28 protein-coding genes and 1 pseudogene are annotated in these 26791 nt (G+C 36.1%); 13 read left to right on the top strand and 16 right to left on the bottom strand.

What is annotated here, in order from left to right; all coding sequences use genetic code 11:
• A protein-coding gene (locus ACINWC141_RS01625) for an IS3 family transposase (protein ID WP_155757872.1) occupies positions 1–1009 on the top strand; the annotation gives its coding sequence in 2 pieces (ribosomal slippage) (positions 1–186 and positions 186–1009; 1010 coding nt annotated over the 2 pieces). This gene is flagged as partial in the annotation.
• A 174-nt stretch (positions 1010–1183) separates the two neighbouring features.
• Positions 1184–1348, top strand: coding sequence for a hypothetical protein (locus tag ACINWC141_RS01620; protein WP_009387116.1), 165 nt, complete (start codon positions 1184–1186; stop codon positions 1346–1348).
• 67 nt (positions 1349–1415) lie between these two features.
• On the opposite strand, the gene ACINWC141_RS01615 is transcribed toward ACINWC141_RS01620, so the two are convergent.
• From ACINWC141_RS01615 to ACINWC141_RS01605, 3 genes are all read right to left on the bottom strand, one after another.
• On the bottom strand, positions 1416–1751 hold the full coding sequence (locus ACINWC141_RS01615) for a hypothetical protein (protein WP_009387077.1): 336 nt from the start codon (positions 1749–1751) through the stop codon (positions 1416–1418).
• Between the two features lie 176 nt (positions 1752–1927).
• A complete protein-coding gene (locus ACINWC141_RS01610; RefSeq protein WP_009387122.1) occupies positions 1928–2194 on the bottom strand; it encodes a hypothetical protein in 267 nt (88 codons plus the stop codon).
• Positions 2195–2291: 97 nt separating this feature from the next.
• Positions 2292–3143 (bottom strand): LysR family transcriptional regulator, encoded by an 852-nt coding sequence (locus ACINWC141_RS01605; protein ID WP_009387111.1) that lies wholly within the window; start codon positions 3141–3143, stop codon positions 2292–2294.
• Between the two features lie 120 nt (positions 3144–3263).
• Here ACINWC141_RS01605 and ACINWC141_RS01600 point away from each other — a divergent pair, with 120 nt between their 5' ends.
• Positions 3264–3947 carry an FMN-dependent NADH-azoreductase gene (locus ACINWC141_RS01600; RefSeq protein ID WP_081399975.1) on the top strand — a complete coding sequence of 228 codons (684 nt, stop codon included), beginning with the start codon at positions 3264–3266 and terminating at the stop codon, positions 3945–3947.
• A gap of 454 nt (positions 3948–4401) precedes the next feature.
• Here ACINWC141_RS01600 and ACINWC141_RS01595 read toward each other — a convergent pair whose 3' ends face one another.
• The 5 genes from ACINWC141_RS01595 to ACINWC141_RS01575 all read right to left on the bottom strand — a co-directional run bounded on the left by ACINWC141_RS01595 (position 4402) and on the right by ACINWC141_RS01575 (position 8661).
• On the bottom strand, positions 4402–5526 hold the full coding sequence (locus ACINWC141_RS01595; RefSeq protein ID WP_009387188.1) for a ribonuclease D: 1125 nt from the start codon (positions 5524–5526) through the stop codon (positions 4402–4404).
• A 328-nt stretch (positions 5527–5854) separates the two neighbouring features.
• Positions 5855–6451: a recombination mediator RecR gene (gene recR, locus ACINWC141_RS01590; RefSeq protein WP_009387101.1), complete on the bottom strand. Its 597-nt coding sequence runs from the start codon at positions 6449–6451 to the stop codon at positions 5855–5857.
• 9 nt (positions 6452–6460) lie between these two features.
• Positions 6461–6790, bottom strand: a complete 330-nt coding sequence (locus tag ACINWC141_RS01585; protein WP_009387148.1) for a YbaB/EbfC family nucleoid-associated protein — start codon at positions 6788–6790, stop codon at positions 6461–6463.
• 279 nt (positions 6791–7069) lie between these two features.
• Positions 7070–7303: a hypothetical protein gene (locus ACINWC141_RS01580; protein WP_009387082.1), complete on the bottom strand. Its 234-nt coding sequence runs from the start codon at positions 7301–7303 to the stop codon at positions 7070–7072.
• 167 nt (positions 7304–7470) lie between these two features.
• Positions 7471–8661 carry an O-succinylhomoserine sulfhydrylase gene (locus tag ACINWC141_RS01575; protein WP_034677226.1) on the bottom strand — a complete coding sequence of 397 codons (1191 nt, stop codon included), beginning with the start codon at positions 8659–8661 and terminating at the stop codon, positions 7471–7473.
• Positions 8662–8796: 135 nt separating this feature from the next.
• Here ACINWC141_RS01575 and ACINWC141_RS01570 point away from each other — a divergent pair, with 135 nt between their 5' ends.
• The 4 genes from ACINWC141_RS01570 to ACINWC141_RS01550 all read left to right on the top strand — a co-directional run bounded on the left by ACINWC141_RS01570 (position 8797) and on the right by ACINWC141_RS01550 (position 12900).
• Positions 8797–9882 (top strand): alpha/beta fold hydrolase, encoded by a 1086-nt coding sequence (locus tag ACINWC141_RS01570; RefSeq protein ID WP_009387106.1) that lies wholly within the window; start codon positions 8797–8799, stop codon positions 9880–9882.
• Positions 9883–10837: 955 nt separating this feature from the next.
• Complete coding sequence (locus tag ACINWC141_RS01560) at positions 10838–11107, top strand: YARHG domain-containing protein (protein ID WP_004792570.1); 270 nt, start codon at positions 10838–10840, stop codon at positions 11105–11107.
• A gap of 18 nt (positions 11108–11125) precedes the next feature.
• Positions 11126–11539, top strand: coding sequence for an HIT family protein (locus ACINWC141_RS01555; RefSeq protein ID WP_009387191.1), 414 nt, complete (start codon positions 11126–11128; stop codon positions 11537–11539).
• A 254-nt stretch (positions 11540–11793) separates the two neighbouring features.
• Positions 11794–12900: a porin gene (locus tag ACINWC141_RS01550; RefSeq protein ID WP_009387076.1), complete on the top strand. Its 1107-nt coding sequence runs from the start codon at positions 11794–11796 to the stop codon at positions 12898–12900.
• A 108-nt stretch (positions 12901–13008) separates the two neighbouring features.
• Here the strand turns inward: ACINWC141_RS01550 and ACINWC141_RS01545 are convergent, their stop codons facing one another.
• A complete protein-coding gene (locus tag ACINWC141_RS01545; protein WP_009387145.1) occupies positions 13009–13602 on the bottom strand; it encodes a YidB family protein in 594 nt (197 codons plus the stop codon).
• Between the two features lie 99 nt (positions 13603–13701).
• Positions 13702–14163, bottom strand: coding sequence for a DUF6231 family protein (locus ACINWC141_RS01540; RefSeq protein WP_009387097.1), 462 nt, complete (start codon positions 14161–14163; stop codon positions 13702–13704).
• A gap of 39 nt (positions 14164–14202) precedes the next feature.
• On the opposite strand from ACINWC141_RS01540, the gene ACINWC141_RS01535 reads away from it, so the two are divergent.
• Positions 14203–15072: a DUF2797 domain-containing protein gene (locus ACINWC141_RS01535; protein WP_009387197.1), complete on the top strand. Its 870-nt coding sequence runs from the start codon at positions 14203–14205 to the stop codon at positions 15070–15072.
• A 44-nt stretch (positions 15073–15116) separates the two neighbouring features.
• On the opposite strand, the gene ACINWC141_RS01530 is transcribed toward ACINWC141_RS01535, so the two are convergent.
• The 4 genes from ACINWC141_RS01530 to ACINWC141_RS01515 are packed head-to-tail and all read right to left on the bottom strand — an operon-like array spanning position 15117 to position 20153.
• A complete protein-coding gene (locus ACINWC141_RS01530; RefSeq protein ID WP_009387060.1) occupies positions 15117–16235 on the bottom strand; it encodes an ABC transporter permease in 1119 nt (372 codons plus the stop codon).
• Positions 16236–16239: 4 nt separating this feature from the next.
• The gene (locus ACINWC141_RS01525) at positions 16240–17367 is read right to left on the bottom strand and encodes an ABC transporter permease (protein WP_009387136.1); all 1128 of its coding nucleotides are present in this window, start codon (positions 17365–17367) and stop codon (positions 16240–16242) included.
• 10 nt (positions 17368–17377) lie between these two features.
• Positions 17378–19141, bottom strand: coding sequence for an ATP-binding cassette domain-containing protein (locus ACINWC141_RS01520; RefSeq protein WP_009387083.1), 1764 nt, complete (start codon positions 19139–19141; stop codon positions 17378–17380).
• Positions 19131–20153 carry an HlyD family secretion protein gene (locus tag ACINWC141_RS01515; protein ID WP_009387081.1) on the bottom strand — a complete coding sequence of 341 codons (1023 nt, stop codon included), beginning with the start codon at positions 20151–20153 and terminating at the stop codon, positions 19131–19133. The genes ACINWC141_RS01520 and ACINWC141_RS01515 overlap by 11 nt, the downstream gene beginning before the upstream one ends.
• Positions 20154–20271: 118 nt before the next feature.
• Between ACINWC141_RS01515 and eppR the strand changes: the two genes are divergently transcribed.
• On the top strand, positions 20272–20919 hold the full coding sequence (eppR, locus tag ACINWC141_RS01510; RefSeq protein WP_009387143.1) for an error-prone polymerase regulator EppR: 648 nt from the start codon (positions 20272–20274) through the stop codon (positions 20917–20919).
• On the opposite strand, the gene lpxB is transcribed toward eppR, so the two are convergent.
• A complete protein-coding gene (lpxB, locus tag ACINWC141_RS01505; RefSeq protein ID WP_009387195.1) occupies positions 20916–22091 on the bottom strand; it encodes a lipid-A-disaccharide synthase in 1176 nt (391 codons plus the stop codon). The two genes, eppR and lpxB, sit on opposite strands and share 4 nt — an antisense overlap.
• A 220-nt stretch (positions 22092–22311) precedes the next feature.
• Between lpxB and ACINWC141_RS01500 the strand changes: the two genes are divergently transcribed.
• The 4 genes from ACINWC141_RS01500 to ACINWC141_RS01485 all read left to right on the top strand — a co-directional run bounded on the left by ACINWC141_RS01500 (position 22312) and on the right by ACINWC141_RS01485 (position 26640).
• Positions 22312–24447: a TonB-dependent siderophore receptor gene (locus tag ACINWC141_RS01500; protein WP_009387070.1), complete on the top strand. Its 2136-nt coding sequence runs from the start codon at positions 22312–22314 to the stop codon at positions 24445–24447.
• Positions 24448–24513: 66 nt separating this feature from the next.
• Positions 24514–24813, top strand: a complete 300-nt coding sequence (locus ACINWC141_RS01495; protein WP_034677209.1) for a hypothetical protein — start codon at positions 24514–24516, stop codon at positions 24811–24813.
• Complete coding sequence (locus tag ACINWC141_RS01490; protein ID WP_034677207.1) at positions 24806–26362, top strand: PepSY-associated TM helix domain-containing protein; 1557 nt, start codon at positions 24806–24808, stop codon at positions 26360–26362. The genes ACINWC141_RS01495 and ACINWC141_RS01490 overlap by 8 nt, the downstream gene beginning before the upstream one ends.
• A complete protein-coding gene (locus tag ACINWC141_RS01485) occupies positions 26359–26640 on the top strand; it encodes a hypothetical protein (RefSeq protein ID WP_034677204.1) in 282 nt (93 codons plus the stop codon). Before ACINWC141_RS01490 ends, ACINWC141_RS01485 begins: the two co-directional genes overlap by 4 nt.
• On the opposite strand, the pseudogene ACINWC141_RS20190 reads toward ACINWC141_RS01485, so the two are convergent.
• Positions 26615–26730: pseudogene (locus ACINWC141_RS20190) on the bottom strand (hypothetical protein). The gene ACINWC141_RS01485 and the pseudogene ACINWC141_RS20190 sit on opposite strands and share 26 nt — an antisense overlap.
• Between the last annotated feature and the right edge of the window lie 61 nt (positions 26731–26791).

Below are 26791 nucleotides of genomic sequence, written 5' to 3'. Positions count from 1 at the left end.
CTGTAGCGACCCTTTGCCGTGAACACGGCATGAGTAATGCTACCTTTTATAAATGGCGTGCCAAATATGGTGGTATGGATACATCATTAATGGCTCGACTGAAAGAGCTAGAAGCCGAAAATACCAGACTTAAAAAGATGTATGCGGAAGAGCGATTAAAGGCCGAAATCATCCAGGAAGCGATGGCAAAAAAGTGGTAAAGCCATCTTGCCGGCGTAAGATGGCACAACAGGCAGTTGCCCAGCATGCCATTAGTATTCGTTTGGCTTGTAAAGCATTTGGCATTAGTGAAACCTGCTACCGCTATCAAGCCAAACTCAGCGATGACAATGCACTCATTGCTGAACAGCTCATTGAACTCACTGAGGAAAATTCCGATTGGGGCTTTGGTTTGTGCTTCTCGTATTTACGGCATGTTGAGAGTTGCTGCTGGAATCACAAGCGGGTTTACCGCATTTACTGTGAGTTGGCACTGAATCTGCGTATTAAACCGAGAAGAAGACTAAAACGGCATGCGCCTGAACCATTGAAAGAACCAATCCGAGAAAATCAGGTTTGGTCATTAGATTTTATGCATGATCAGCTTTCCGATGGTCGCAAGTTTCGATTATTGAATGTGATTGATGATTACCGCCGCGAAGGCCTAGCCATTGAAGCAGGGTTCTCATTGCCCACAATCAGGGTTATTCGTACGTTGAATCAATTGCTGGAGTGGAGAGAAAAACCGTTAGTGATCCGATGCGATAATGGTCCCGAATTTATCAGTCACGAATTTGTGCGCTGGGCTACTGAGCACGGTATTCGTATTGAATATATTCAACCGGGTAAGCCACAGCAGAATGCGTATATTGAACGCTATAATCGGACCATACGTTATAGTTGGCTGAGCAAGCATTTATTTGATACTTTGGATGAAGTACAAGATTATGCAACAAACTGGTTGTGGCATTACAACCATGAAAGACCACATCAAGCTAACAAAGGAAAGCCACCTCTAATGGCTGCTTAACCTCTACTTTTAACTTCGGTTATTTATGGGAGGATTACCTTTCCTTTTTCAAATTCACACTTGAGTAAAACTTCTAACTACTTAATACACATTAGCAGACATTACTTAACTGGTTTAAATGCTAGTTATGTTTTAATAATAATTATCTTAATAATAGATGTGGAGGATGAACTTATGCCTCGCGGTGATAAAACAGCTTACACAGCAAAGCAAAAACGTAAGGCTAAACATATTGTTGAGAGTGAAGTAGACCAAGGTCATTCCCAAGAAGAAGCTGAACGAATTGCATGGTCCACTGTCAATAAACAAGATGGTGGCGGTAAGAAAAAGTCTCATTAATACAAACTTTGAATACTTCTTTAGCCCAAGCTAAAGAAGTATTTTTATCAAAATTAGTTAATGATATTCAGAAAATTCGAGAACTCTTTATATAGTCAAGACTTACTTGATTTAAAGCATTCAAAATAGCGCTATCATCTTGGCTTAATAGAGCTTCATTGAGGCACTCCATGTAACCTATGAGCGTAGTCTTAGAGATGTTGGCAAATTCAGATGTTACTGCTTCATCTTCATATAAAATTACGTAACTACGTGCAAAACCATAGATTAAATAGACGGCTGCTTTTTCTTTTATATTTTGAGATTCTTTAAGAGACTGTTCACAAGCATTTTTTAAATCTTTAAATGCATCTGTACCAGTAGATTGATTTTTGAAAGATAAAAGTATTGTTTGGAAGTTCATATCTATATTCCACTCAAAAAGTAAAGCTACAGAAGATGATAAAACCTGTCAAATAAAATCATGATTAACATAGGTTTAAATGTAAACAAATTTATTTTTACTTTTCCTAGATCACGAAAAAACATGCAAAAAACCACCCTGTTTTTAAGGGTGGTTTATTTAAAATGCAGCAATAATTAGAAGCTTATTTCTATCGTTATTGTAGTACCAGAGTGTTCAATATTGGTTGAAACATTAAAGCCTCTTCCCCTAAGTTCCTCTTCTACTGAGGTTAGATGATCAGGACTTACAGCATCAATAGGAAACTGGAAAGTTGCTTTTCGCTTTCCCTCCTTAGATTCAGACTCAGTACTAATTAAAATTTTTTCTAATATGGCCTCTTGATTGATTTTAAAATTTTTAGCATTTTGACGCGCTTGTTCAGCACTAAAGTTATTAAGCATATTTATCTCTCTAATTATTAATTTATCTAAGTTTATAGCATAAAAAGCCTATATAAGTTTTAGTGTTGTGTAGTGAATTTCAATCACAAATATAAGCCTATTGATTAAATATCTTTTCTATCCATTCAACAAATTTTCTGGCATTTCTATTTCTAAAATCCTCCTTATTTGGAATGTAGTAACACAGCTCTGATTGAACTGCTTTAGTTTTAAGTTGTTGTATAAGATTCGCTTTAATGAATCTCTGGGCAAGTGTAGAAGAACAAAATACGAGTCCATTAGCCGCTAATGCCTCATGTATGCCAAAAATTTCCTGATCAAATTTTTTAATAGTTATTTTAGTTTGATCCCATCCATTCTCCTCAAGCCAATTTTCTAATGGTGGGCTTGGTAATGCTTTATTTTTCCATTCCGTAGTGAATAGCGCTATTGGCCCACTCGTATATTTGGAAAGATCAAGTTTGGATGAACCAAATACATTAAAAGACTCATATTTAAGAACATCTTTAGAAGGTACTGAAGATACTTCCCCATAACGAATAGGCAATGTATATAAATGACTTTCTAAAGCTTCACCTGTAGAAAATTCAACTGAGATCTCAGGATGTAATTGATAAAATTCATTTATTGAAGGGATTAACAGCATTGCTGCCAATGAAGAAGTGGTTGCGACTCTGAGTGTATTTCCATTTATTGTTATTTCATCTAGCGCATTTTCAATTTTACGAAATCCTTCAGAAATAGCTACAGCTAGTCTATCACCTGTGGTGGTAAGCGTTATTTTTCTTACCTGTCGATGAAATAAATCAACATTTAATCTGCTTTCAAGATTGGCAATATGATGTGAAATTGCAGTCGGCGTTAGCGAAAGCTCTTCAGCAGCCAATTTAAAACTCCCCAACCGAGCAGCTGATTCAAATGCCTTAAGCGCTTGTAAAGAGACTTGCATACTTTTTCCTAAAATATACTTATAGGTGATTTAAAATCATCTATAGCTGTAATTTTCTCGTTTGTCTACTTCTCTTTTAAAACTCAAAATGAGTTAACTCCTAATCCTTATGTGGAATTCGTGATGTCTAGAATGTTACACATTGATGCAAGCGTACGAGCTGCAACTAACCCCAATCCAAATCATAATTCTATTTCAAAAAATATTGCCAACCGATTAGTCAGCTCATGGAAAAATAAACAACCTATGGATGAGTATATTTATCGTGATGTGGGAATGAATCCGCCCCCATTTATTACTCAGAACTGGATTGATGCCGTATTCACACCCGAAAATAAAAGAACTCGAGCTCAATGTGATGTCTTATCAATATCAGATCAATTAATAGCTGAAGTTTCGAGCTCAGATATTATTTTAATTTCGTCTCCTATGTACAATTACGGTATGCCGGCTCAACTTAAAGCATGGTTTGACCAAGTAATTCGAATTAATAAGACATTTGATTTTGACCTTACTCGAGGAGACTTTCCTTTAAAACCTATTTTATCTGGAAAAATTTTAATTATTATCACCTCTAGTGGGGAGTTTGGTTTTGAGAAAGATGGTATTCGTCACAACATGAATCATCTGGTACCTCATCTTCGCACACTCAGTAAATATTTAGGCGTAGAAAAAATTTATGAAATTGCTTCAGAATATCAAGAGTTTGGTGATAAACGACATATAGAATCATTAGAACACGCTTTTCAAAAAGCTGAAGAACTTGGAGCTGAACTTGCAGGTTCGTACATAGAAAATCCGTAAAATATGAATCCTTAATTTTTAAAATTTAATAACCTACTAACATTTTAACTGACCTATATTATTAAAAATAAAAAGCCTACCCAATTGGGTAGGCTTTTTTATTTCTGCACCGAAACAAAATTATAGTTATATATTATTTATGTTGAAATTGTTTTTCTTGCATCCAAGAATATACAGACCTGTATGTTTAATCAATTGAATTTTTCTCACTAAATCGGTTAATTTAATTCATTATCAATTTTACAAATTAAAACCTATTCACTTCATCACCTTTATTCGCTTAAAAACGATTTGATTATTTAATATAACTAATATAATTATTCATTTTATTAACTATTAATATTAAATATCTATTATTTTTAAATAAGAATACTCAATTTAAACTATTTCCTATTCTTAATTAAAAAAGCCCATCACGAAGATGAGCTTTTTTAATTTTAACTATCACATCATTTTAAATGGATAGACTTTCTTTTTCTTCTTGAAATAACTGAATTAATGGTTGCGTTAATAGCTCGTAACGCCAGCCTAATAGATAATCAGGTAAATCTTGTTCGTCCCCTTGAGAAAGAACATGCTGATGAATGGCATTTAGCCATTTTTTTCTAAGTAATACTTCTTTAGGAATAGAAGTTTCACTTATTGCATGGGCAAGCACCATATCCATTTTATGTAGAGTTTCTTTAGATGTTACTTTAAAAGGTTTGCCAATTCGTGTTGGCCATTCACTTTCATTCGGTAAATCTTTAAGTAATTCTAAAATAGTTTTTCCATATTCACGAACTACATTTGGACGAATATCTTTAACTTGCGAAAGCTGGAAATTATTACGTGGATTCTTTTCAACCATATCAATCATGGTTGAGTTTCTAAGAATAAAACTGCGTGGCTGATTTGTTGCTTTAACAATGTATTCACGCCATTCACTTAAATTTTGCAGTTGCATCAATTGACGGCGCGAGTGACGATAATTACCCACATCGGTATAGAGTAACTCTGTAGGCGTTTCACTAATAATTTCTTTCGTTAAACTACTACAATCTTCAAGAACATAGTCATAAAGCCCTTTTTGCTTAAGCTGTTCTTGAATATGATGAGCTAACTTCATTATATAGAGAACATCATTGGCCGCATAACAAAGTTGCTGAGGCGATAAAGGTCGAGCCAACCAATCAGATCTTGTTTGATCTTTTTCAATATCAATGTCGAGACAAAGCTTCAAAGCACCTTGGTAACTTACTTGCAGCCCATGGCCTAAGAAAGAAAGCCCTACTTGAGTATCAAACACATTAAGCAGATCTTCTTGATCAGCGTAATGATAGATTAAATCGATGTCTTCTCCACAAGCATGAAAAATATTTTGCTGAGCGAGAAATATTTTTTTCCAAAACTGACTTAGATCTAATGAAACACCATCCAACAGATAGACATTACCATTTACATTGACTTGGCATACCCCAAGTTTAGGCCAGAGTGTGTCAACCTTAATAAATTCTGTATCAAGTCCATATATCGAACATTGATCCATTTTTTGAAGAACATCAACCAATTCGGTTTGCTGTTGGATAAACTGAAACATGCTTTCTCAAGTAAATGCAAAGAGTGCTTAGAACTCTGGTATATATAACATAGAAGTAGAAAATTACCACTTAAACCTTTATGAATACTCTATTTTTGAACAATTTTTCGAAAATAGATAATTTTTTAATCTTTTATTTATATTTTTAAAGTTAACTCCCCATTTTCATTCTTTAAAATCTCTAAGATCATTTTCATGATGTTGGGATTTCATATTTTATTTAAACAATTTTTTAATAAGACACAAAATAATATTGGCCTTTTATAGCTAAATTAATAAATTTAATTCATTTTTTTATAGCACAGCAATGAAATAAGCATCGGAATGCTTATTTCATTCTCATACGATTATGAACGGCCTGACTTAAAGTATGGCTATCCACATACTCAAGTTCACCACCTTGTGGTACACCTTGAGCAATACGTGTCATTTGTATAGGCAAGTGTTTAGTCGCCTCAACCAAATAATGAGCAGTCGCCTGCCCCTCTACAGTCGCATTTGTTGCCAAAATGACTTCTTCAATAGTGCCTTGGCTTAAACGCTGTATCAGATAAGGAATACCAATTTCTTCTGGACCAATGCCGTCTAAGGGAGAAAGATGCCCGCCTAAAACATGATATTTACCACGGAAACTACCACTTTGCTCAATCGCCATTACATCTGCTGGTGATTCAACCACACACAATAGTTGATCTTCTCGCTCAGTTGAGGCGCAAATATCACAAATTTCATGTTCAGTTAAAGAATGGCAAATGCTGCACTCATGAATATAACTTGAAGCTTCATGTAAAGCATGAGCTAATGCGAAAGCACCTTCTCGATTTTTCATCAAAAGATGTAATGCCATACGTTGAGCCGACTTCGGACCAACGCTAGGCAATATACGTAAAGCTTGAACGAGTTGTTCAAATCTATCACTAAACACAGAGTTTCCTTAGAACATGCCCGCTAGGCCAGGTGGCAAGCCCATACCAGAATTTGCTTTTTGCATTTTTTCTTCTGAAATAACTTCTACTTGACGTACCGCATCATTTACCGCGGCTGCAATCAAATCTTCAATCATATCTGGTTCATCTTGAAGTAATTCAGGGTTAATTTCGATACGTTTTACAAGATAGCGCCCATTCATGGTTACTTTAACCAAACCACCACCAGCTTCTGCTTGGATTTCAGTTTGGGCAAGCTCTTCTTTAGCCTTTTTTATATTTGTTTCCATATCTTTTTGCATGCGCTGCGCTTGCTGCATGAGCATATTGATATTCATAACTTTACTCCGTATCTCTATCAAATCTTTAAAGTATTATTCGTTATCTAGTAATACTTTATAAAAACTTAATCTCATTGAACCAACCCATGCGATTAAAATCCATACAGATTAGTACATTGAACTCAAATTAATCCGTAATTCTGACACAATAGAGTAATGTTTTCTATCAGTATCTCTAGGTCTCTTTCACGTAGCTATATGAATAGAGTAATTAACCTTAGGTACATTTCATGAATGCAATGTTATAGATTTAAAGCATTATAAAAATTTAGGTCACTATTGAGAGGCCTGCAACCCTTTATCAATTGTTTTATATTCACTTAAGGGAACTTTCTTAAAAGAGGTATTTGCTTCTTGAATAGTTTTATCTGCTTCTTGCACAGACTTTTCTGCGTTGTTAATCAATAAGGTAGTTTCATTCGCTGGGTGCTGATGCGGTTTAGTCAGTAATTTGTAGCCACCCACCCCAATTACCCCCACCACAACAATAATAGCAATAGGTTTAAGCATTTTAAAACTCACATTTCTTTTAATTAAATTTAGAGTCTTTATACCTTGTGCTCTTAGTCATAATTTAAACAAAAATGTAGGTTTTTTATTGCATTTCTGAAATTAGCGTAACATTAAAATATAAAACCACCTCGCTTAAAGAGATGGTTTTATGAACAAAAAAAGAGTTAATTGATTAGATCCAGACCACGTGAGATATCACGGATAATATCATTGATATCTTCTAAGCCTACTGATACACGTATTAAACCCTCTTGGATGCCAGCCGCGGCTTTAGCTTCAGCAGAAAGTTTGCCATGTGTAGTCGTTGCAGGATGTGTAATTGTTGACTTCACATCGCCCAAGTTGCCCGTAATTGAAATAAACTTAGTATTATCAATGACCGTCCAAGCGCCTTCACGTTCGCCTTTAACAACGAAAGAAACAATCCCACCAAAACCATTTTGCTGTTTAGCAGCAAGTTCATGCCCTTCTTGAGTTGGCAAACCAGCGTAGTAAACTTTTTCTACTTTTTCATGATTAGATAACCATTCTGCAAGAATTTGAGCACTCTCACAATGTGCTTTCATACGCAAACGTAAAGTCTCTAAACCTTTTAAGAAAATCCATGCATTAAATGGACTCATTGATGGGCCTAGTGTACGAACCACACCAAAAACTTCTTCCAATAACTGATGATTACCAACAACGGCGCCACCTAATGCACGTCCTTGACCATCTAAATATTTAGTTGCAGAGTAAATTACAAGGTCTGCCCCAAATTTTAATGGTTGTTGCAAAACAGGCGTACAGAAACTGTTATCAATCGCAAGTAATGCACCATTTGCATGGGCAATATCTGCAAGTGCTGGAATATCCGCAATTTCAGCTAAAGGGTTAGAGGGTGACTCAACAAATAATAATTTAGTTTCTGGACGTACTGCATTTTTCCAGGCGTCTAAATCACATAAATCAACAAATGTAATATCTACACCAAACTTGGCAATATATTTTTCAAACAAGGCAACAACTGAACCAAAAACTGCTCTTGAGCAAATAACATGATCACCCGCTTTGAGATATGCCATAGTAACTGACAAAATCGCGCCCATTCCAGAGCTTGTCGCAACAGCACGTTCAGCACCATCTAACGCTGCCAATCGTTTTTCGAACATCGATACAGTCGGATTGGTAAAACGAGAATAGATATTTCCTTGAACTTGACCAGAAAATTTTGCTGCAGCTTCTTCTGCATTTTCATATACAAAAGATGATGTCAAAAAAATCGGTTCGCCATGCTCACCTTCAAAACTACGAGTATGTCCGGTACGAATGGCTAAAGTATCAAGTTGGTATTCTAAATCATCAGACTGGTTCATTAAATGTTCGCCTTTACTGGTCATGTACTAAAAAACTATCATCATTTTGAGTGTCTAAGGTATTTAAGGTCAAGGTAAACCTTAAAATTATCGCTTAGACTTTATTTAATTTTAGTAAATAGTTGGTAAAGCAAGATGAAACGCTTAAAGTCCCTTGTCTCTGAACAAAGTCAAATCAAGCACCTTTCTGCTCGACTATTTCACCCAAAAACATTAGTTCTGTCGCAAAGCACGCCCTATGAAGTGATTGGTGAATTCAATCAAACCCGTATTCGCTATTACGCCGCAACACAAAAACAATTTAAAGAACCTTTAGTATTTGTTGCTCCACTCGCCATTAACATGGCGATTTATGATTTATACCCTTACCGTTCGCTGATTAAATACTTCCAAAATGCTGGCTTCGATGTCTATCTAGTAGATTGGGGCCGTTTAAAATTTAAAGATAGACATCTTAACTTTTTATCATTTATTGAAGATTTTATTCCTAAAGCGATTGAACTCATCCGAACACACTCAAAAAGTGAGCAAATCTCGCTACATGGATGGAGTATGGCTGGCATATTCGTCATTTTATATGCTGCACTTAACCAACCCAACCATATTAAAAACCTAATTGTTCTTGGTAGTCCAATAGATAGTTATGCCTCTGGTTATATTGGCAAGCTCTATCGAACCATGAATCATTTTATTGGTCGCAATAAGAAAATTCAGGACCGTATTTATTCGGGATTGCCAAAACGTCTGATTCACAGTCCCGGAATTTTAAATTCGTTAGGCTTTAAAATTCTTGATCCTAAAGGCTGGTTTGAGGGACATATTCAATTACTAAAAAATTTAGATGATCTACAATTTGTACAAGAGCACGCAACTTTAAGTAGCTTTTTAAATAATATGATTGATTACCCAGGTGGGATTAATCAGGATATGTTGTTTAATGTATGGCTACAAAATCCCTTAAAACGTGGTTTTATTCAGTTAAAAGATAAAAAAATCGAATTAAAAAATATAGATTGCTCTCTTTTAGTTGGCGCGGGTCGTAGTGATCAGTTAGTGACTGCTGATGCAGCTTCTCCATTAAGTCAATTGACTAGTAGCCAAGATGTCACATTTACTCTTATTCCTGGCGGTCATTTAGGCCTAATGTCGAGTCAGGCAAGTGCTCTGGAGTTTTGGCCAAAACTGGCAAAATGGCTAACCGAACGTTCAACACAAATTTAAAGATAAGGTTATGAGTCAATCTGTTGCATTTATTAGTTTAAGTGCAATGGACTACCCTATGGCGGCACATTTACCAAAAAAACTTCGACTGTCTAGGTATGGAATCGAAACTTCGAAAAGGTCAAAGAACATGCAGCAGACTATGGCACAAAGGCTGTCCTACTATCGCATGCGGTATAAGCATATATTTCTTTTCATGTTTACCGACAAGCGTTTTAGAAGACTATTTAACCCACCACACAAACTAAATATGAAACCAGATATGCTCTAATTTAAAATATTAAATTAATATAATTCGAAATAATTTTATTAAAAAAAAAGCCCATTTCAATTTTAGAAATGGGCTACTAAAACAAAAAACTATCAAACGCAGCAATTAAGCACCCTATAATAGAAGTTTAAATATGTAAAATCAATACATCTTTCATTTGAATTGTAAACTCAGATTAATTATGAATTATTTATATTCTACAAAATAAAAGAAAAAGCTCATTTCCGTCTAAATTAAAATGAGCCTAGTGAATTCCACTTAATCCTGAAATACAAAATGTGATAATTATCACGTTTTGTATTTTTATAATGTCATCGATATATCTCTTTTTCATTGACCCATTTTCAAACTCAAGCTGTCTATTTAGCAAATGAAAAAACTCTAAAATTTTATCTTTTCCTAAAATTTTTTTTATATTATCAACTCAAGTAGAACTCTGTTTTTGCCTTATCAATATGATTTAGATTGAATTAAATGTTAATCAAATTTTAAAAACATATATATAATTTTGTTTAAGTTTATGTTTTTATTTGATTTTTATAAATTATTGATATGTAAAGTTTTTATTTATTTTGTGAACAAATTATCAACCAAAATGACACTTGAGTAATTAATAGTCATTGAAATATTGGTAATAAACCTTATATTGAATACAGGTTCATACCTTTAACTGAGGAAACGCTCATGAATAAATTTATGGTTGCAGTCTTTACTGGCATGGTAAGTATTGCTGGTTTAAGTGTTCAAGCTGCAACACCTGAGCAAGAATGTCAGAAATTGCAAGACGATTATAATTTGATTTATGCATCAAAAGGCTTTTGCTTTAAAGATCCTGATGCTAAAGAAAAATATGGTAATGAAAACTGTCATACGACAAAACCAAAGTTTTCTGACAAAGAGCAACAACGTCTTGATGCTATTAAAGAGCGTCAGAAAGAATTGAAATGTAAGTAATTTTTAAAGGAATAATACATGGCATACGATGATCAAAATATCTTCGCAAAAATTTTACGTGATGAACTTCCAGCGATAAAAATCTATGAAGATGATCAAGTTCTAGCTTTTATGGATATTATGCCTCAAGCCGATGGTCATACATTAGTTATTCCAAAAACACCTGCTGTTACACTCCTTGATTTACCCCCAGAAGCAGCTGCATATACCATACAAATCGTTCAAAAGATTGCGAAAGCAATGGAAAAAGCCCTCAATTTAGAAGGTATTGTCTTAATGCAACTTTCTGGAGCAGCGGCAGGACAAACTGTTCCGCATGTTCATTTTCACCTTATTCCTACAAATGTGCATCAACTTGGACGTCATGCTGTAGAGTTAGGAGACCAAGAAAAAATTAAAGCATTAGCTGAGAAAATTAAAGCAGCTCTTTGATTTTTAATTTATTAAAGCGGAGTTTTGACTCCGTTTTTTTTCGTCTAAAAACTATAAAAAAACTAAAATAATTAATTTATTTCTAAATTTTAATCGTCATAAAACTGTCATTTAGTTTTCACGCCCCTGTCATAAAGTTTGCCGATACTGCTTAGCAAGTTGGTGAGCTTTTGTAACTTTTTGTACATAAGTCAACTACAAAATAAATAGTTAACTAGGCATACGCCATTTTTAAAACTTTTGGAGAAATCTCAATGAAGAAATTGCTACTCGCTGCCGCAGTTGCAACTTTGAGCATAAACGCGGTGCAAGCAGCGCCAACTTTGTATGGCAAACTAAATGTTTCTATTAACCAAGTTGACAATAAAAATTTCGATGGAAAAAGTGACGTTACCGAAATTAACTCAAACTCTTCTCGCATTGGGGTAAAAGGCGAAGAGAAATTAACTGACAAGTTATCTGCGGTTTATTTGGCTGAATGGGCAATTTCTACTGATGGTTCAGGTTCTGATACTGACCTTAGTGCGCGTAACCGTTTTATCGGTTTAAAAACTGAAGGTGTTGGTACATTAAAAGTAGGTAAGTATGATTCTTACTTCAAAACTGCTGCTGGTGGTAACCAAGACATCTTTAATGACGATACACGTTTAGATATTACCAACATCATGTACGGCGAAAACCGTTTAGACAACGTAGTTGGTTTTGAATTAGACCCTAAATTATTAGCTGGTTTAACTTTCAACATCATGGCTCAAACTGGTGAAAGCACCTCTGATAGCAAACAAGGTGAAACTGGTAAAGACAGCAAGAATGACAGCTTTGACTCAGTATCAACTGCGCTTGGTTATGAAAACAAAGACATTGGTTTAGCAGTAGCTGCTGCTGGTGACTTTGGTATTAAAGGTAAATATGCTGCTTACGGTCTGAAAGATGTTTATACAGATGCTTACCGTGTAACTGGTTCTTATGACATCGCAAAATCAGGTTTTGTTGTAGGTGCTTTATGGCAACATGCTGAACCTACTGATGATTTGACTGCATATGGTCAATCATATAAATCAGATGGTTCAATCGATAAAGCTGGTAAAGCTTACCGTGGTTTAGAGGAAGAAGCATATGCTGTAACAGCTGCTTATAAAATTCCTAACATTAAACTAAAAGTAAAAGCAGAATATGCTTCTGCTGAAACACAAGTAAGTGGTCAATCAGATCGTAAAATTGATTTGTATGGTTTAGGTCTTGATTACCAAATCAACAAACAAGCTCGCTTTTACGGTATCGTTGCTCAACAAAAACGCGACTGGTTGAATGATGACGACAAGCAAACTGTTGTAGGTACTGGTATCGAATATAACTTCTAATTAGTTATCTTTGATTCATATCTAAAATAAAAGGGCTAATGCCCTTTTATTTTATTATGCAGATTTAAAAAGCCGATATTTTTATACCGGCTTTTTTAACTTTGTATCTTACTTTAAGAAACCACTTACAAGATTCATGACGTTTTGAATGTCTTGATTTGCTTCTTGATGATCGGTACTGTCACCTTGAGGTGTTAATGAGTCAATGACCTGAGGTAAGACAGAAGCAATTGCACCGTAAACTTGCTCTTTTGGCGCTTGGGCTTGCTGAGCAACTTGCTCAATGTCGGCTGGATTAAACAAACTCTGTAATTGTTGAGTAGGAACTTCGCTATTACTTTGATTTGGATCAACCCAGCTTTGAACTTGACTACCTAACCCTGCACCTTTCAACTTTTCTAAAGCTGCTTGTAAACCACCTTGTTGTTGAACCCAGCCTAAGATTAGAGGCACAACTGCAATTAATAAGCTTTGTACACCGCCACCTGCTTGAGGTGTGTTGTTATTATTTCCAGTCACTTGACCTAATACAGAACCTAGTACGCCTCCAAGACCACCTTGAGTACCAGATGAAGTATTACCGCCCATTTGTCCTAATACTGAACCTAAAATTCCACCTAAACCACCTTGACCTGACGCTTGCTGATTCCCACCTAAAGCTTGCTTAGCCAAAACTTCTACAATGTTGCTTAAATTTGTCATGTGTAACTCTTATGTATGGTTTATACATGAGCATACGCGGATTCTTGTTAAGACAGCAAAAGCCAAATTGTTAAATTTTGAAAGAGATTGAGTGCCCTTTTACCAACGGAATTTATTCCAGTTTTCAGGATTAGCCCAGAACTTTGAATTAAACCAATCTGGAACATGCTTATAGGTCAAAATGTTAAATTGCCATAAAGCAAAATCACTATTATGTGAAGTTTTATCAATGAGTTGGGTGAACCCTAAAGAACGCAATAACTGTTCATCACTGCGTTTGCTTACGACAACAATTCGTTTTGCTAATAAATCACGTAGTTTTACTAATAATTGTGATTTTTGTACTTCAGTTATGGACTGCATTTCATCAGTATCAAACAATACAAAACCCAAATCATAACGCTGAGTAAAAGGCAGACTTAAAAGCTCAGTTACGGTAAAATAGTGCCATTGAATTGCGTTATTCTGGTCAATTTTCTGGCCAATACAAAGTGCAGTATGAATGGGCTGTTCGTTTGATAAATCGTCTAGCATAGAAGTGATGACATTTTGTTCAGCCATAACTGCAACCCTTAATTGAAAGATGTGAGTTTAAACTTTATGGAACTACAAGGCATTTGCCATAAAATGCATGCAGGCCTAAAAGATGCTAGTGTAACTGATCAACAGACAACCAAGGCAAATGTTGAATACAAATTTGTATTAGACCGTTCAGAAATTGATCTTCCTTTTAATTTAGGACAAGAACTAGAAATCGAATGGACAGGTAATATTTATTGCACTTCTTGTGGCACTAAAACACCCAAGTCTTATTCTCAAGGCCACTGCTTTAAATGTTTTAAAACCAAAGCAGAATGTGATCTATGCATTATGAAACCGGAAACATGCCACTACCATTTAGGTACATGTCGTGAAGATGACTTTGCCCACAATGTTTGTTTCCAACCTCATATTGTGTATTTGGCGAATTCGAGTGCTCTCAAAGTAGGTATTACGCGTGTTAGCCATATGCCAGGTCGCTGGTTAGATCAGGGCGCAACACAAGCCTTACCTATTTTAAAGGTAGGATCACGCCGTTTATCTGGTCAGCTTGAAACCATGTTTGGTTCTATGGTTGCTGACAAAACTGATTGGCGCAAACTCCTTAAGGGTGAAGCTGAACCTTTAAATATGGTTGAACAACGTGACCAGTTAATTGAAGAGTTCGCACCTAAAATTCAAACTATACGTGAGGAATTCAGTCAAAACCTTGAATTTAACGAAACTGTTGAGTTGCTCGAAGATGAGTTACCACGTGAGTTTGTTTACCCGGTTGAACACTATCCTGAAAAAATTAAATCGTTAAATTTGGATAAAACTCCAAAAATTCGCGGTGTATTACAAGGTATTAAAGGTCAATATTTAATTCTTGATATTGGTGTTATTAATATCCGTAAATATACAGGTTACGAGTTAAGCGTACGTGCCTAAGTAAGTTTTAAAGCCCCTAAAATGGGGCTTTTTAATTAATATGATTAAGTTAATCTGTTCCGAAATAACCAAGCGGCTAAAGGTAAAGTGACCAGTCCAAGAATGATCATTGGAATAAAGTTGTATTTCACTTGTGCAAAGCTTGCACCCTCTAAATAAACCCGCTGTACCAGATTAATTCCAAACCTTAAGGGATTTGCGTAAGTTGCTATTTCGAGTGCTTTGGGCATGTTTTCTACTGGTGTCAGTAACCCTGAAAGCAACATCAAAGGCATAATCAATAAAAATGTAAAAAGCATAGCCTGTTGCATATTTAAAGATAATGCTGAAATTGATAAGCCCACCCCGACTACGGCCACATTAAAACTCAACAAACCAAAATAAAGCAGCCCAATAGAGCCATTCATTGGAATTTTAAACCAGAAAAAAATGATTAATAAAATAATGGTTGATTGCATCAATCCGACAAAAATTGGCGGCAAAGCCTTACCAATCATAATTTGTAATGGTGTATAGGGTGTAACTAATAGCTGATCGAATGTTCCCTGTTCACGTTCACGTGCTACAGATAAAGCCGATAGAAGTAATGTCTGCATCATACTTAAGGCCGCAATTAATGAAGGCATTAAACTCCATCGAGATTCTTGATTTGGGTTGTACCATGTTCTGGTTTCAATGCTAACAGGTAAGCCTGAATTAAATTTTTGCTGATTAAACTGATTAATAATTTTATTTACATAAGAACCTGCCACTACAGCTGTGGACGAGTTTCTACCATCAATAATCACCTGTATGACAGAGCTCTGGTTATTATTTAATTTACTCTCAAAGTCAGAAGGTATTGTAATCACGACTAATGCTTGACGGCTATCAATGACCTGTTTGATTTGGTCGGTATATTCAAGCGTTGCAACGTGCTTAAAAATACCAGACCCTTCCAGTTTTGAAATCAGCTCATGTGAAACCTGTCCATTACTCTGATCTAAAATTGCATAATCAATATGGTTAACGTCATACGTAGCAGCATAACCAAACAAAAGTGCTTGCATCAGTGCCGGTACAAACAGAATAGCTCTATTTGCAGGGTCACTAAAAATGGTCAAGAATTCTTTTTTGACTAAAAAACTTAAATGTTTCAGCCAAATCAACAGTTGCTGCCACATAACTTTATCTCAACCGTTTTTTCAGTGAAAAGTTTACGGCACATATCAAAACAACGATATATCCCAATAAAATACCGCATTCTTTAAACCATAACTTCCAATCATCGCCTCCCATAAATAAGGTTTTAATTAAAATCATAAAATGCGTAGCAGGAAGTAACTGACTCACAATTTGCACAACCAACGGTAAATTGCGTGTATCAAAAACAAAACCTGAAAGCATGAGTGCGGGCATAAAACTTGCCAGTAAGGCAATTTGGCTCGCCTGAAATTGGCTTTGAGCAAAGCCTGATATGGTTAAACCCAGTAATAAAGAAACAATTAAATATAAAAATGAGGCCGATAAAATTGAGAATAATGACCCGCGCATGGGCACTTCAAAAATAAAATGCGCGGCAACAATGCAAATAACAATGTCAATCATGCCGACCACAACGTAGGGAATGAGCTTTGCCAATACAATCTCAAATGGCCGTACAGGGGTAACAAATAAGGCTTCTAATGTTCCCCTTTCCCTTTCACGGGCAATTAGCAACCCAGTTAAAAATGCGCCAATTAAAGTTAAAATTAGCACCATTAAACCAGGCACTAAAAACCAAGTGCTATTACCATACTCATTGAACCATATGCGTTGTTCAATATTAATAGTGCTTGAAGATGCTAATATTGCGTTTCGATCAATCTCTATAGACGGCGCTGTTGCCAAAGCACCTGCAACATAACCTTCTAATGCTGTTGATATGGTGGTTGATGTACCATTCAATAATAATTGAACTTTTGCGGTACCGCGCTGAGCTTGATTTGCGAAATCTGAAGGGAAATGCAAAATTGCATCAATTTCTCCATCTCGTATGGCTTGTTCTGCTTCCGGCAAATTATAAAATTGCTGACTAGTTAAATATCGAGAACCACTTAAACCAGCTAAAGCCTGAGTTGCCTGTGGTGAAGATTGATCGACTACAACACCGACTCTTGCCTGATTTAAGTCAAAAGAAAGTCCATAACCAAATAGTAAAATTAAGACGATAGGTAGAACCAGACCAATTGCGAGGCTGCTTTTATCACGAATGAGCTGCTTATTTTCTTTACGAATTAACGCTGTTAATCGATTCCAAAATGAAAATTGACACATTGTAGACCTCCTAAACAGCATGCCTTAACGCACGTGCTTGCTCTACAATTGCTATAAAAGCCTCGTTCATATCACCAATATATTTATCTTTACTTACTAATTCTCGGACTTGTTGGGGTGAACCCAAGGCTAATAACTTTCCGGCATCCTGTATGGCAATGCGGTCACAATATTCCGCCTCTTCCATAAAATGAGTCGTAATAATGATCGTAATGCCCTGATTTGCGAGCTCACCGATGCTGTACCAAAATGAACGCCGTGCAAGCGGATCAATTCCGCTAGTAGGTTCATCTAAAAATAAAATTTCCGGTTCATGTAGCAAAGCGGCAGCCATAGATAGCCTTTGTTTATAACCGCCCGGTAAATCACCGCTTTTAATATGACTTTTTAAATCGTATTGCTGTAACGCTTTAGCAATTTGTTGTTTTAACTTTTCACCCGATAAACCATAGGCTCCACCAAAAAATTTGAGGTTCTCTAAAACAGTTAAATTACTATACAGTGCAAATTTTTGAGAGACATAACCCACCTTAGCCCTCGCTTCAGCTCGAGCGGTGCGTAAATTTTTACCAGCAACTTCCAAATAACCACTACTTGCTGGTAGCAATCCACACAACATTCGAAATGTGGTCGTTTTACCCGCCCCATTTGGCCCAAGTAATCCAAAGATTTCACCACGCTGTACATCAAATGATGTGTTAGCGACAGCAGTAAAATTTCCAAAAGTTCTCACTAAATCTTTGACTACAATGACAGGTTGGTCTGATTTCAACTCATGATTTTTGAGTAAGTTAAAATTTTGCTCAGAAGTTGATATATGCTTTCGTTGCTTTTGAACCTGCTGTAACAACATCATAAAAGCATCTTCAAGCTCAGGTTCTCGTGCACTTGCTATTAGCTCTGGAGCTAAAGCTTCGGCTGATAGTTCTTTTTGGCGACTAATAAAACGTACTTGTTCACCTTTTGGAACAGCATCAATAATTTCTAGATGATGATCAAATAATTTAGCTTGTACAGTCCGTGATTTAATATTTGCAGGAGGTTTTACTTGCCATGTTTGCCCACGTGCTATTTCTTTTAATTGTTCTGGAGAACCCTGCTTTAAGATTTTACCCTCATGCATGATATACACTTGAGCACATTTTTCTGCTTCATCCATATAAGCAGTGCTTATGATTACGCTTAAGTTTTCTTCCTGCACGAGCTGTTCAATAATGATCCATAAATCTCGTCTTGATAAAGGGTCCACTCCAACACTTGGCTCATCAAGTAAAAGTAACTCTGGGGAGCGAACTAAGGTACATGCGAGTCCTAATTTTTGTTTCATCCCACCAGAAAGTTGGCCTGCTAGGCGCTCAGTAAATTGAGTAAGATCCGTTATTTCCAATAACCGCTTAAACCTTTTCCCCCGTACATCCTTTGAAACGCCGTGTAAGTCAGCATATAAATCTAAATTTTCCTGTACGCTTAAATCCTCATAGAGTCCAAAGCGTTGTGGCATATAGCTAATACGGTCTTGTACAGCTTGTGGATTTTTACTTACGTCAATTCCAAGTACATTTAATGAACCCGAAGTGGCTTTATATAATCCTGCTATTAACCGCAATAAAGTTGTTTTCCCCGAACCATCTGGTCCAACTAAAGCAGTAAGTTCTCCTTTATTAATTTGCATATTCAAATGATCAATTGCAGTAAGATCTGCTGACTTTTTACTCACAGCTTTAAAAGTCATGACTAAATCATGGACAGAAACCACCATATTTTCATTGGTCATGGGTTTTCTCACCTGAAGCAAGTGGAATTTTTACCGTAACAGGCTGCCCCATTTTTAATCGATCATTCGGATCATTTACATACACTCGAACTTCATAAACCAGTGTTGTTCTAATTTCTTCGGTTTGTACGGTTTTTGGTGTGAACTCAGCCACTGAAGATATATAGCCAATTTTTCCATTAATGGGCTGATGAGGATCAGAGTCACGAATGACTTGGGCAGTGCCGCCCAACTTAATAGAACTTAGGTCTTGTTCATTTACATATACACGAATCCATTTAGGATCAGTCAGTGCCAATGTATAAACAGCTTTCTGGGCAGTCGTCATATCGCCAACTTCTTGTAGACGTGCTCGAACTACTGCATTTACAGGAGATTTTAGTTCAGTCTGAGTAAGGTTATAGTTAATTAAATCTAAATTAGCCTGCGTAACTTCGTATTGTGCCTTGGTCGCTTTACGATCTTCTTGTCTGGTACCTTTAATTAATAATTCTAAATTGGCCTGTCTTTCTCGAACCGTTGCTTGCGCACTTTGCTGATTACTTTTGGCATAGTCCAACTCTTGTTGGCTAATCGCCCGTCCATCTGTACTACTCACCAAAATTTGTAACCGCTGTAAGTTTTTATCTATTTTATCTAACTCTGCTTGAGCAGAAGCGAGTTGTGCTTTTGCTTGGGTAATTTCTTCAGGACGGGCCCCTACTTCTTGTTTAATAATTGCCTCTTTTTGGGCTTTAAGCTGTGCTTGTGCTTGTTTTGCCTGAATTTGTAATGCATTGCTATTAAGGGTCGCTAGTAACTGGCCTGTTTGAACTTTATCGCCTTCTTGGACTAAAAGTTTCTGAATACGCCCCGACTGTTCAAATGCAAGTGAAACTTGACGGATATCAATATTCCCATATAAAGTTAAAAAACTATCTGATTGTTTTTTATTATTATAATTCCACGCCCAAAAGCCGATGAGACCCACAGCCATAATAACTAGAACACCGGCAATCACTTTTTTATTCATCTTATTAGCCTTCTTATTAAATTCAAATTTTCTTAGTTTAAATTCAATTTAAATTTAAATTACCTTAATCTTTGGTTAAAAGATATACTTTTATGGTGAATTAAAATTAGGTTTAAATATGTCCAGATCTAGACGAAGTGATGGTGACTTAACAAAATCTAAAATTATTGAGGCAGCAGGACCTTTAATTGCCCAATATGGTTTTGCAAAGACAGCGAACAAAACAATTGCCCAAGCTGCAAATGTTGATTTGGCTGCTATCAATTATCACTTTGATGGCCGAGATGGTTTATATCAAGCCGTTTTATTAGAAGCTCACGCCCACTATCTAAATGAAAAATACCTACTAGAACTTGTTGAGAGTGCTAACTCTCCAGAAAAAAAATTAAGCTTATTACTTGAGACTTTATTGCTTAAATTAACTGAAAAAGATGTCTGGCATGGCAAAGTCTTTATTCGTGAACTGTTTTCGCCTTCTGAACATTTATTAAGTTTTATTGAATTTGCAGGAATGAGAAAATTTTTTCTCATTCGTAAGTTAATTAGCCAAGTGGCCAGCTTAGATGAAAATGATCCAGCTGTTTTACCGTGTATTTTAAGTGTTATGACACCCTGCATGATGCTCATTATTGCAGGACCGAATGCTCAAGCACCTGAGCCTCTCAAGAATATCGCCCAGATGCCATTACATGATTTAGTTGAACATTTTAAGAAGTTTTCATTGGCTGGTTTAAAAGCAATTAGCCCTTCAAATCTTAAAAATTAACTATTTAAACATTGCAAAATTGCCCTTACTGGATCTTCTGTATTTCCAGAAATAAGCTGTTTATGCATGGTTAAATGTTGCATCACTTGAATTTGAGATTTTTCAATATTCATCAATTTTTCTATTTCAGATGCTAAATTTTCTGATGTTGCATCAGCCTGAATCAGCTCTTCAATGACTTTTTTACCCGCAATAATATTCGGTAAAGAATAGTAAGGAATTTTCACCAAAAGCTTAGCAATTAAATAAGTTAACCAATGCAACTTATAGAAAGTGACCATTGGTCTATGCATTAACATTGCTTCTAATGTCGCAGTTCCAGAGGCTAGCGCGATAATATCACTTGCATTCATGACCATACGGCCAACTTTAGACTCGCTATCTGTATTTTCTAAAATATGAATGCAAGCTTTTAAATGAGGTGCTAATTGTTCAACACCCTGCTCAATCTGTTGCTTACGGGCATCATTAATTGCTGGAATTAAAAATTGGATGTCTGGATATTTTGTATGCAAAATATTAACAGCACCCAGCAGCATAGGAAGGAGTCGCTCTACTTCACCTTTTCGACTACCCGGTAACAAAGCAATATGCTTCTGATTTTCATCAACACCCAATTGCCTTTTTGCAATTTGAATTGGATTTTCTAACGGTAATTGTTTAGCTAGCGGATGACCTACAAATGCTGCTGGAACTTCATATCGTTCATAGAAAACTTTTTCAAAAGGAAATAAACAAAGAACTAAATCTATACTCTGTTTAATGCCATGAACACGCCCCTGACGCCATGCCCAAACTGATGGGCTCACATATTGAACTGTTTTTATGGGAAGGTTCTTTTCTTTAATACTTTTAGAAAGTCTAAGGTTAAAATCTGGCGCATCAATACCAATAAAAATATCAACAGGATTTTGAGTCCATTGGTTAATTAAACCATCACGTACAGCGAATAATTTTTTTAAGTCTTTTAATACCTCAACAATCCCCATCACAGACAGAGTTTCCATTGGGTAATAACTGTTAAAACCTTCAGCAATCATTTGAGGACCGCCGATTCCCTCAAATTCAGCATCGATTCCTTGTTCTCGAAAACTACGCATGAGCTTAACGCCAAGCGTATCTCCTGAAACTTCCCCAACTACAATGCCTATTTTAAGTTTTCGGTTTGCCAAGGCGATTTACCCAAGAATTTGAAATAACGCATTCTAGCATAGAGGTTTATCAATCTTGAACTTGATCAATACGTACTCACAAAAAGCAGCTATAACCTACATTATCTAAAATTACATTCATTCACGATCTTTTAATCCAAATTAACAATGCAATTTGAATTGTAGCTTACATTTACAAACAATAGAATAAATGAGAATTATTTACATTATCCTTAACACTATGAATATCCCACCTCGACCATTTAAGCTATCAGTCATTGCCTGCGCAATTTGTTATGCGAACTTGACCTATGCTCAAGACACAGATGTCCAAGCTTTACAGACGATCCAAGTTAAAGCATCAAATGCTGAGCCGTCTTCTGAACAAACCAAAGCATACAATGTTAAAAATTCGAGTAGTGCAACCAAGCTTAATATTGAGGCTAAAGAAACTCCTCAGACCATTAATGTCGTTACTCGTCAGCAAATTGAAGATTTCGGACTTAACAGTACCAGAGATGTTTTAAAAAATACTCCCGGTGTAACCGTCTCTAATCAAGAAACTGAGCGAACTACTTATATGGCTCGCGGCTTTGAGATCTCAAATATATTAACTGACGGCGTGGGTTTTCCCCTCTCAGGTTATAACTATAACAATACGAATCCTGATACTTATTTCTATGATCGTGTAGAAGTCGTTAAAGGTGCTGATTCTTTAACTAATGCCTTCGGTGATCCAAGCGCAACAATCAATAATATTAGAAAACGCCCGACTCAAGAATTCCAAGCAAGTGGCGGTGTAAGTTATGGTTCTTGGGATACGCAGCGTTATGAAGCTGACGTATCGGGCTCAATTGTCCCGAGTGGAAAAGTACGTGGCCGTATCATGGGCTATGAGCAAACCGGTGATTCTTACCTTGATCGATATTCGTCAGAGAGAAATGGTTTCGCAGGTATTATTGAAGCTGATTTAACAGATAGTACTTTACTTACCGCAGGTTATAGCCAAGAACAAAATAAACCCAATGCAAACAACTGGGGTGCTCTGCCTTTGTTAGATGCCAATGGTAAACAAATTTCATATGACCGCTCATATAACCCTAACCCTGACTGGGCACACTGGGATAATGAAACACAAAATGCTTTTGTTGAATTAAAGCAAAAAATTAATGATCAGTGGACCGCTAAGCTGACCTATAACTATCTTGATACCAAGCATAATAGTCGTCTTCTTTATTATTATGGTTATCCAAAAGCTGATGGATCAGGTGTTTCTTTAACCCCTTGGGGAGGTCAAGAACATCAAGAGAAACATGCAGTAGATTTTAATCTCGAAGGAACCTATAAACTTTTTAATCGAGAACATGAAGCAACTTTCGGTTATAGCTATGTACGTAGTCATCAGCAGGATAAACAATCTACAGGAACGATTAACGATAGTAACGTTATAAAATCAACCACTACAGATTGGGCAAGCTGGACCCCTCAATCTATAACATGGTCAGATTTCACTGAAGCTGCGAACTATACGCAAAATATTGATTCAATCTACGCCGCTACACGTTTACATCTCAATGAAGATTTAAAACTTTTACTGGGTGCCAACTATGTTAAAGCTGAAAGTAAAGGCGAAAGCTATGGTTCCCCCATGTCATATCGTGAGAGTAAAGTCTCGCCATATGTTGGACTAACCTATAACTTTACACCTGAATATACGGGTTATATGAGTTACACCTCAATTTTCCGTCCTCAAACTGGTATTGATAAAGATACCAATCAAGCTCTAAAACCTATTGAGGGTAAAAGCTATGAAGTGGGCGTAAAAAGCTCATGGCTAGATGATCGCTTAACGGGTACTCTTTCAGTATTTAAAACTGAACAAAATAATTACCCTCTACGCAGCTCAGATGGAAATCCACTTAATCGAAAAGTACCAACGAGTGATTTAGAGTCACAAGGTGTAGAAGTCGGCTTATCAGGTCAAATCACAAATAATGTGAATCTTTCTTTCGGTTACGCACAATTTAGTATTAAAGATATTAAAAATGGCGGCGAGGCAAGAACTTATAATCCGAACCAGACGCTTAATTTGCTAACCACCTACACGCCACCAGTTTTACCGAAGCTAAAAGTTGGTGCAGGCTTACAATGGCAAGATGGGATAAAGTTATATGATTCAAATGTTAACAGTACGATTAAACAAGATGCATATGCTTTAGTTAATTTAATGGCGAGCTATGAAGTAAATAATCATATTACGCTTCAAGCAAATGGTAATAATATTTTTGACAAGAAATATTTAAATAGTTTTCCAGATGGCCAAGCTTTTTATGGTCCTTCTGCCAACTATACAGTTGCTGTAAAGTTTAAGTATTAATATCGTAGCCAATCCCAATTTAGGGATTGGCTTTACTTATTATTCTTTGTGTATGTGTCAGTAAAGATGTCCAAAACTGTAAATCTCCCAATGTCATATCGTATAAAAGTTTTCTATCGATTCTTGTTAGTTTTCGGTATGGGCTTTGCCTGTATGGCGTATTTAAGTCTTGGACTCATTGGAATTTTTCTTTTGACCCTCGACAAAGCTGAAGCTATATATCTCGCAGCTTTTATAGCAATTCTATTTTACGTCATCTTTGTGATTGTTGGTTTCTGCGTTCAATCACTTTTGAAACTCACTGGGCTATCAATTGTTTTGTGCGCCCTTTTCTTTTTTGTGACACGTATGGTGGGTTATGCATAAGGGTATACGTCAATCTATGGCATGGCTACACTCATGGACTGGCTTAATATTTGGATGGCTCGTGTTTGCCATTTTCTTAATGGGAAGTTTGTCCTATTACCGTCACGAAATTAATTTATGGATGCAGCCTGCACTTGCACAATATGAAGTAAAGCAAGATGTAGCAATTAAATCAGCATATCAATATTTACAAGAAAACGCTCCAAATGCGAAATCTTGGTATTTAACAGTTGCTACACAAGAAAGTCCCATCAACACTATGTATTGGGAAAAAGCTGACGGCAGTTATGGCAATGCCACACTTGATGCTAACACGGGAAAAGAACTTCAACTTTCGGCAACTGAAGGTGGCGACTTCTTTTACCGCTTCCATTACCAGCTTTTTGGCATTCCAATAATAGTTGGGCGATTAGTTGTGTGTCTTGCCGCATTTATTATGCTCATTGCTTTGATTTCAGGCATTATTACCCACAAAAAAATATTCACCGACTTTTTTACTTTACGTACCTTTAAGTCTCAGCGTTCATGGCTAGACTTTCACAATATTTCTTCTGTCGTTGCACTGCCTTTCTTTTTAACCATTACATTCACAGGCTTAGCTATTTTCTTTTATTTATATCTGCCTTGGGGAATGCAAAAGATTTACCCTGAAAACCCTTATCAATATTTTACCGAAATCCGTACAAAGACTGTACTTGAGAATCAATCAATTCAGCCTGCTCAAAACTTAGCTATTGATAAGCTATTGAACCAAGTTCAACAAAGTTGGGGTAATCAACCGTTATCAACGATTAGTGTAAAAAGCCCGAATACTAATCAGGCGCAAATTACTTTTCTTCAAAAAGAAGATCACTCAATCACTCGTAATCAAGCTCAAATTACATTAAATGCTTCAACTGGCAAAATCTTAGAAGACACACGTAATAATAGTCCTATTGCAACGCTGAACGCGGGTATCTATGGCCTACATATGGCAACATTTGCTCAGCCTTTACTTCGTTTAGGATTCTTTTTCTCAGGCATTTTAGGCTGTGTAATGATTGCCTCTGGTTTGTTACTGTGGAGTCTTAAACGACAAATTCAAAATAAGAACAGCAAGTTTCATTTTGGACACTATTTGGTTGACCGTTTAAATGTCGCAACTTTTGTTGGGTTACCTTGTGCAACTGTCGCCTATTTAAGCGCCAATCGATTATTTACAGTCACTTCAACTACAATAAATTATGAAATCTATAGTTTTTTCTTAGTCTGGCTCATCAGCTTAATCATTGCGTTAATCACTAAAAAACAGCATTTATGGCGAACCCAACTTATTATTTTTATTATGCTTTGTATGGCACTTCCTATCTTAAATCTAAGTTATTTACTTAAACATGAGTATGTTCAAAGTCTCAGAGATTATTGGACCTTTGCACGTGTAGATGTATTTTTGTGGATCTTTGCAGCTTTAGCAATTTTTATATTCTTCAAAATTCAACCTATCCAGCATAAAGCTGTAGAGAAAATTCAAAAAAAGCTGAATAAATTAAATACTGAGGTGAGCTCATGATCTGTATAGCTTTCATCTTAATTTTATTAGGAATGTATTTGTTATTTATGGCCAGCGAAAAATATCGATCGCCCAAATCAACAGGTCATTTCAAATCATTAGCTCAAAAATATTACCGTCAATTTAAAATAGCTGCATTTATATCATTTGTTTTATGTGCATTTATTCTTATTCACCACTATAACTTTTCAATTGGTTTTGTCAGTTGGTGGATTTTTGCAACGCCATTAACTTTTGTCCTGATACTTTTACTTAATCCGCTAAGGTCATCAAAATAATCATTTTCTTTAAAAATGATTAAATATAGTACAAGCTAAGCAAAATTTTCATTGCTTAGCTTTTTTTTGCATAAGTAAATCATTATTCATGACAACTGTTTATCTCTAAAAGGAATAAGATATCTGCGTTTCGTGATAAGTGGCGATAAAG

The sequence above is a fragment of the Acinetobacter sp. WC-141 genome, assembly GCF_000313935.1.
Lineage (GTDB): Bacteria > Pseudomonadota > Gammaproteobacteria > Pseudomonadales > Moraxellaceae > Acinetobacter.
This window is presented reverse-complemented; position numbering and strand designations above follow the sequence as displayed.

Bases quoted from the DNA above. Each gene is read 5' to 3' on its own strand.
- ACINWC141_RS01620 (WP_009387116.1), top strand. From the start codon at position 1,184: ATGCCTCGCGGTGATAAAACAGCTTACACAGCAAAGCAAAAACGTAAG.
- ACINWC141_RS01615 (WP_009387077.1), bottom strand. From the start codon at position 1,751: ATGAACTTCCAAACAATACTTTTATCTTTCAAAAATCAATCTACTGGT.
- ACINWC141_RS01610 (WP_009387122.1), bottom strand. From the start codon at position 2,194: ATGCTTAATAACTTTAGTGCTGAACAAGCGCGTCAAAATGCTAAAAAT.
- ACINWC141_RS01605 (WP_009387111.1), bottom strand. From the start codon at position 3,143: ATGCAAGTCTCTTTACAAGCGCTTAAGGCATTTGAATCAGCTGCTCGG.
- ACINWC141_RS01595 (WP_009387188.1), bottom strand. From the start codon at position 5,526: ATGTTTCAGTTTATCCAACAGCAAACCGAATTGGTTGATGTTCTTCAA.
- ACINWC141_RS01585 (WP_009387148.1), bottom strand. From the start codon at position 6,790: ATGAATATCAATATGCTCATGCAGCAAGCGCAGCGCATGCAAAAAGAT.
- ACINWC141_RS01580 (WP_009387082.1), bottom strand. From the start codon at position 7,303: ATGCTTAAACCTATTGCTATTATTGTTGTGGTGGGGGTAATTGGGGTG.
- ACINWC141_RS01575 (WP_034677226.1), bottom strand. From the start codon at position 8,661: ATGAACCAGTCTGATGATTTAGAATACCAACTTGATACTTTAGCCATT.
- ACINWC141_RS01570 (WP_009387106.1), top strand. From the start codon at position 8,797: ATGAAACGCTTAAAGTCCCTTGTCTCTGAACAAAGTCAAATCAAGCAC.
- ACINWC141_RS01560 (WP_004792570.1), top strand. From the start codon at position 10,838: ATGAATAAATTTATGGTTGCAGTCTTTACTGGCATGGTAAGTATTGCT.
- ACINWC141_RS01555 (WP_009387191.1), top strand. From the start codon at position 11,126: ATGGCATACGATGATCAAAATATCTTCGCAAAAATTTTACGTGATGAA.
- ACINWC141_RS01550 (WP_009387076.1), top strand. From the start codon at position 11,794: ATGAAGAAATTGCTACTCGCTGCCGCAGTTGCAACTTTGAGCATAAAC.
- ACINWC141_RS01545 (WP_009387145.1), bottom strand. From the start codon at position 13,602: ATGACAAATTTAAGCAACATTGTAGAAGTTTTGGCTAAGCAAGCTTTA.
- ACINWC141_RS01540 (WP_009387097.1), bottom strand. From the start codon at position 14,163: ATGGCTGAACAAAATGTCATCACTTCTATGCTAGACGATTTATCAAAC.
- ACINWC141_RS01535 (WP_009387197.1), top strand. From the start codon at position 14,203: ATGGAACTACAAGGCATTTGCCATAAAATGCATGCAGGCCTAAAAGAT.
- ACINWC141_RS01530 (WP_009387060.1), bottom strand. From the start codon at position 16,235: ATGTGGCAGCAACTGTTGATTTGGCTGAAACATTTAAGTTTTTTAGTC.
- ACINWC141_RS01525 (WP_009387136.1), bottom strand. From the start codon at position 17,367: ATGTGTCAATTTTCATTTTGGAATCGATTAACAGCGTTAATTCGTAAA.
- ACINWC141_RS01520 (WP_009387083.1), bottom strand. From the start codon at position 19,141: ATGACCAATGAAAATATGGTGGTTTCTGTCCATGATTTAGTCATGACT.
- ACINWC141_RS01515 (WP_009387081.1), bottom strand. From the start codon at position 20,153: ATGAATAAAAAAGTGATTGCCGGTGTTCTAGTTATTATGGCTGTGGGT.
- eppR (WP_009387143.1), top strand. From the start codon at position 20,272: ATGTCCAGATCTAGACGAAGTGATGGTGACTTAACAAAATCTAAAATT.
- ACINWC141_RS01500 (WP_009387070.1), top strand. From the start codon at position 22,312: ATGAATATCCCACCTCGACCATTTAAGCTATCAGTCATTGCCTGCGCA.
- ACINWC141_RS01495 (WP_034677209.1), top strand. From the start codon at position 24,514: ATGTCCAAAACTGTAAATCTCCCAATGTCATATCGTATAAAAGTTTTC.
- ACINWC141_RS01490 (WP_034677207.1), top strand. From the start codon at position 24,806: ATGCATAAGGGTATACGTCAATCTATGGCATGGCTACACTCATGGACT.
- ACINWC141_RS01485 (WP_034677204.1), top strand. From the start codon at position 26,359: ATGATCTGTATAGCTTTCATCTTAATTTTATTAGGAATGTATTTGTTA.